At 36.3% G+C, this 5239-nt stretch carries 3 protein-coding genes; 1 reads left to right on the top strand and 2 read right to left on the bottom strand.

Going from position 1 to position 5239, the window contains the following annotated elements; genetic code table 11:
* Positions 1 to 2610 (bottom strand): CHASE2 domain-containing protein (locus CK510_RS25815; protein WP_095724396.1); only part of this gene is annotated, 2610 nt, incomplete at its 3' end.
* A gap of 120 nt (positions 2611 to 2730) precedes the next feature.
* Positions 2731 to 3396, bottom strand: coding sequence for a DUF928 domain-containing protein (locus CK510_RS25810; protein ID WP_245912437.1), 666 nt, complete (start codon positions 3394 to 3396; stop codon positions 2731 to 2733).
* 701 nt (positions 3397 to 4097) lie between these two features.
* Between CK510_RS25810 and CK510_RS25805 the strand changes: the two genes are divergently transcribed.
* The coding region (locus CK510_RS25805; RefSeq protein WP_143289442.1) for an RNA-guided endonuclease InsQ/TnpB family protein at positions 4098 to 5239 on the top strand (1142 nt) is incomplete at its 3' end.

Below are 5239 nucleotides of genomic sequence, written 5' to 3'. Positions count from 1 at the left end.
CTCTATAATATCTAATATTAGCTGAATTCCCTTAATATTTCCTCGTTTTGCTAAATCTAGAATTTTATCTATTTCTACTGCTGGAGGATAAGTACTTCTATCTTGATTTTGGAGGATGCTTTTTCCTTTTTTAGATGAAAAATCATTAGAAATAAATTCAACTTTTAAGTATTTTTCTAACAGGTTTAATAAAGTATGTAATTGAACTGGTTTCGCTAAAAAATCATCACCTCCAGCAGCTAAACTATTATTCTTATCTGCTTCAAATACACTGGCAGAAGAGATAATTATAACCGTATTTTTTAAAGTTGCGTGATTTTTAATTGCCCGTGCAAATTCAAAACCATTCATTACTGGCATTGCTAAATCTGAGATAATTAAATCAGGTTGAATTTGTTCTGCTTGGATTAAACCATCTTCACCATTACAAGCTTCATAACACTTAAAACCAATCGGTTCTAAGAGATTAACGATAATCGAACGATTATCAGATTGGTCATCAATAATCAGTATTTTCTTTGTTTGACCATGAATACCAATAATATTTTTAATTGGGGGTATGGGAGCAGTTTTTAACCATTCATTAGAAATCTCTAAATCCACATCTAACCAAAATTTACTACCTGTTCCTAAGTTACTTTCTAATTGAATTTTGCTACCCATAAGTTCAGTCAGTTTTGAACTAATAGCTAACCCCAAACCCGTACCTTCTATCTGTTTTGCGTTGTCTCCAACTTGTTCAAATGGTAAAAATATTTTGTCTTGCTGTTGTTGTGTCATTCCCACTCCAGTATCAATGATTTCAAATCGTAATTTTTGGCTTTCTAACTGGAAATCAACAATTTTAACCTTGAATAAAACTTGACCAACTTCAGTAAACTTAATCGCATTACCAATTAGATTAATCAGAATCTGTCGCAATCTTTTCTCATCAGAAAACACAGCAATTGGTAACTCAGAATCGAGTTCAACTACAAAACAAATACCCTTTTGTTCGGCACGGATGCGGCATATTTCCACAATCCCAGTCAAAAAAGAGCGAAAATTAAAATGACTATTCTCCAACTTTAATTTCTGCGCTTCAATTTTTGATAAATCTAAAATATCGTTAATCAGAGTCAGCAAATGGGAACCGCATTCATGGATAATCCTGACTCCATTTCGTTCCCCTTCATTAATGCTTTGCGATCGCTGTAAAATTTGCGCGTATCCTAAAATACCATTCAGAGGTGTACGTAACTCATGACTCATGTTGGCAAGAAATTCGCTTTTAGCTTGATTTGCCACATCTGCGGCAAGTTTCGCTGTTGCTAACTCTTGGGTACGTTCGTTGACTTTTTCTTCCAGGTTACGCAAATATTCCTGCATTTGGTTATTCGCAAATTCGAGTTGTGTCTGTTTATGAAAAATCGTAGTTGCGATCGCAGATAATAATAAAGCCAGAATTGGTGATACAGAAGGAATCCACCATCCCAATATAAATGCGGTATAACTACAAACAACAATTATACCTGTAGTCAGTATAATTCCGACCACTAACAACCCCGGAATTGTTTTGCGGGAAGCTCTAACTCTAAGTAAATATAAGCTAACACCACTACCAATTATCGACCAACACAAAACCCAAAGCCATGTATTTGATACACTCCAACCCCGCAATAAAGGTTTTCCATTGATAGCTGCATTCAATATTTGACTGGTAATATTAGCATGAACGATTACCCCTGCCATCTTGTCGTTTTCATCTTTCCAACTGCGTCGAAATCCCACAAAATGAAAATCATTACTACTTTCCGCAATCGAACCAATAAAAACAATGCGATCGCGTATTTTTTCTGCGGAGACTTGGTTGCTTAATAAATCCCGCAATTTCACTGTCTCAAACTTTTCCTTATAACCATGAAAATCCAAGAATATCTGATATCCCCCCACATCAGCAGCACCATAATTAAACTCATGATTCTTTTGAAGCGGTACGAATCTAGCTTTCCCTAATCTCAGAACAGTCTCACTACCATCTACCTGCTCTAACTTAATTCCTTTGGACTCTAAATATATAAGACTTAACCTAGTCGCTAAACCTTCGTAAAATTTCCCTTTCTCATCTTCGAGAGTTAACAAAGCTCGTCTAACTTTGCCATCACTATCATAAATCACATCAGAAAGAGCAATGCGATCGCTTTCTGCTAAAATTGAAGGTGCAGCAACCTTTTCACCAGCTAATTTTTTCACACCAATTAAATTGGGTGTACCTTTCATCACCTCAACTAATTCTGGATGTCCTGGTTGAACAGGTAAATCTCGATAAAAATCCATCCCAATCGCGGCAGGTTTTTTATTGTTAATTTTTTTGATAGCATCCGCAAGAACTCCATCAGGAATCACAGGTTTACCGCTCTTGGTAATGTCTTCCTCATCAACAGTGACAATTAAAATCCGCTCGTCAATTGTTATTTGTGGACGAATAGCAAAAAACTGCTCCAATACTGACCATTCCAGCAATTGAAAACACCCCAGCATACTTGAAATAATAATACATATTGCCACGCTAGGGGATGTAACTAAAACAATACGCCATTCACAAACTAGTTTTTTTATTGTTGATTGCATCTGAGCCTGATTAAAATATTATTTTTATATATATTCCTCCGCGAAACTTTGCGTTTACCTCCGCGAAACTCTGCGTTTACAAGTCAAATTTAATCATTTTTTGAGTCAATCAAACCAACATTAATTTATAACTGGTTCATTTGCGATCGCATTTAAACCAACAGAGTTAAGTAAATCCTGCCAAGATGTTGTTAAAATTTGGTTATTTGGTTGTGCTCGACGTAATTCTGCCAAAGTAAAAATGGTATCGTACCACAAACCAGACGCAGCCAACTTAATTACCGAATCTAAAGTCAAATTTTGAGTATTATTCAAAGTATTGGCAAAACTAACTCGGTGAATCCATCCACTCACAAAAGGACTATCCGGTTCCAAGCTTGGGGTACAAATCATTGCTAGCGACCATTTATACTTTTGGTCAACTTTTAACCCTGGTGAAGATATAGGTAATTTGACCCGAATTATACCAGCTTTTTGAGGTAAATTCAAGTAATCTTGATAAATATTATTACTGTTAGCATCTTGAATGCTAAAAAACACAGCTTTTGCACTAGTCTCAGGAACATAAATAAATATTGTGGGATGTTCCGCCAAAGTTAGACCAATATCACTTTCTGGTAATAAAGGGGTGACATTTTCCCCAGGAGGTTTGTTACTGGCAATTCCGCAAGTTGAGTCATTCCGTGATGCTCCCCCAGCCGAAGTTTTTGGTGCGCGATCGCCTGGTGGTTTAAAAACGACTCTCGCTGCGCTACTCGGCATTGTCCATATACTGAGAGCAGACAATGTTATTAGTAAGGCAGTTCCAAGCTGTAAGTATCTAAGTAAGAACTTATTTTTTGTAGGCATAAAAAACTGACTTTCGAGTTTTTGAGCAAAATTAAAATATTATTACCCTCTATGATATCAGTATTTGAGAGGATATCACCAGCCTGAAAATATTATTTCAGCAATTCTCACAATGAGAATTGCCGCTGGGTCGTCTTAATGTTACATATTCACCTTTATGTGCATTGAGTAATTATCCTCGATAAACCAGATTTTCAAACTGGATAGAACCTTAGACAAATATCCAATTCTCGCTCATTCAAAGGCTCAGGCAGTTTTTCTCCCATACCCATTTGGAAATCCATAGCCTTTACCCAAATCAGTCTCTTCTCCGCGTCTCTGCGTGAAAAAAAGATATACTTTATACAACAACACGGTATGCGTAAAACTCAGCCACTTTAGTGCTGAGATATAAGCGACACGAGCGACTTTAGTCGCCTTGAATCTTTTCAGGTTCTGGTAACGAATCTATCCAATCTTCTATTAATCTCGTCATTGATTGTTCTCTTTCCTCTGCTAATAGTTTTAGCTTATTAAATCTGCGAGGAGTTGTTCTAATTCTGATATAATCACTTTTCATATTATCTCCTATTTGTTTCCTATCTATGTTACTATATTAATAGGTCGAAAACAAGAGAATATTCAAAGGTCATAAATAAGTGTTAACAAATTACGTATATAAATTAAGACCTAACGTTGGTCAAACGGAACAGATGTCAAACTGGGTTGATATGCTACGCAGTCACTATAATTGGTGTCTGGGAGATAGATTAACTCAGTTCAATCAACAATATATCCAAGGAAATTACTGCGATATTAGAACTAAAGCTGAGGCTTGCCCAATAACTTGTTTTGTTAGTAAGAATGGGGCAAGTGGTGAACCTTGGAAAGAAGATAAAAAAGGTGTTCTTAAGAATCCAAGACGAAACGCTGGTGATATTCAAATCACGTCATTACCAACATTAAAGTCTGCTAGACCTTGGTATGCATGGATTGATTCAACCGTATTACAGCAAAACGTAAAACGCCTTGATACCGCATACAAAAACTTCTTTGAGGGTAGAGGCTTCCCATCATTTAAAAATCGTTCTAACTTTAGTTCTTTTTCCTATGCGATGGGTGTTAAAACCAAGGGAAGTAAAATATATCTGCCAAAATTAGGTTGGATGAGATATCATAATTCACGTCCTATTCCTAATGGGTATGTCGTCAAAGCAGCAACTATTAGAAGACGACAGGACGGTTGGTATGTATCAGTAAGGATTGAAGATAAAAGCATCCCAATCCTCGTGGCAAAACCATTGAGTGAAGTTAAGTCTGTGATTGGTTGCGACTTAGGAATAACTAAACTAGTCCACCTCTCCGATAATTTTCAATTCGAGAATCCTAGATTTTCCACTAATAAGAAAGTTAGACGGATATTAAAAATCAGACAACGACGTGTAAGTAGCAAAGTAAAAGGTAGTAAAAACAGGAAGAAAGCTGCTACAAAAGTTGGAATGTTCCACAAAAGAATTACTGATAAACGAACAGCTTACCAGTGGAATGTTGCTAACAAAATAGTTTCTAGAAAAGTTGATGCTATTGCTGTAGAAGATTTAAACATATCAGGAATGTTGAGACGATGTAAAGTCAAAACCTTGGAGAAAACTGGTAGATTTCTGAAGAACGGACAAGCTGCAAAACGTGCTTTAAATCGTTCCATCTCTGATGCCAGTTGGGGGGATTTGGTTTTAAAGATTGAGTATCTCGCTGTGAAGCAAGGAAAAGTTGTAATTAAAGTCAATCCCAGATATTCTAG

Source organism: Brunnivagina elsteri CCALA 953, from assembly GCF_002289455.1.
Lineage (GTDB): Bacteria > Cyanobacteriota > Cyanobacteriia > Cyanobacteriales > Nostocaceae > Brunnivagina > Brunnivagina elsteri.
This window is presented reverse-complemented; position numbering and strand designations above follow the sequence as displayed.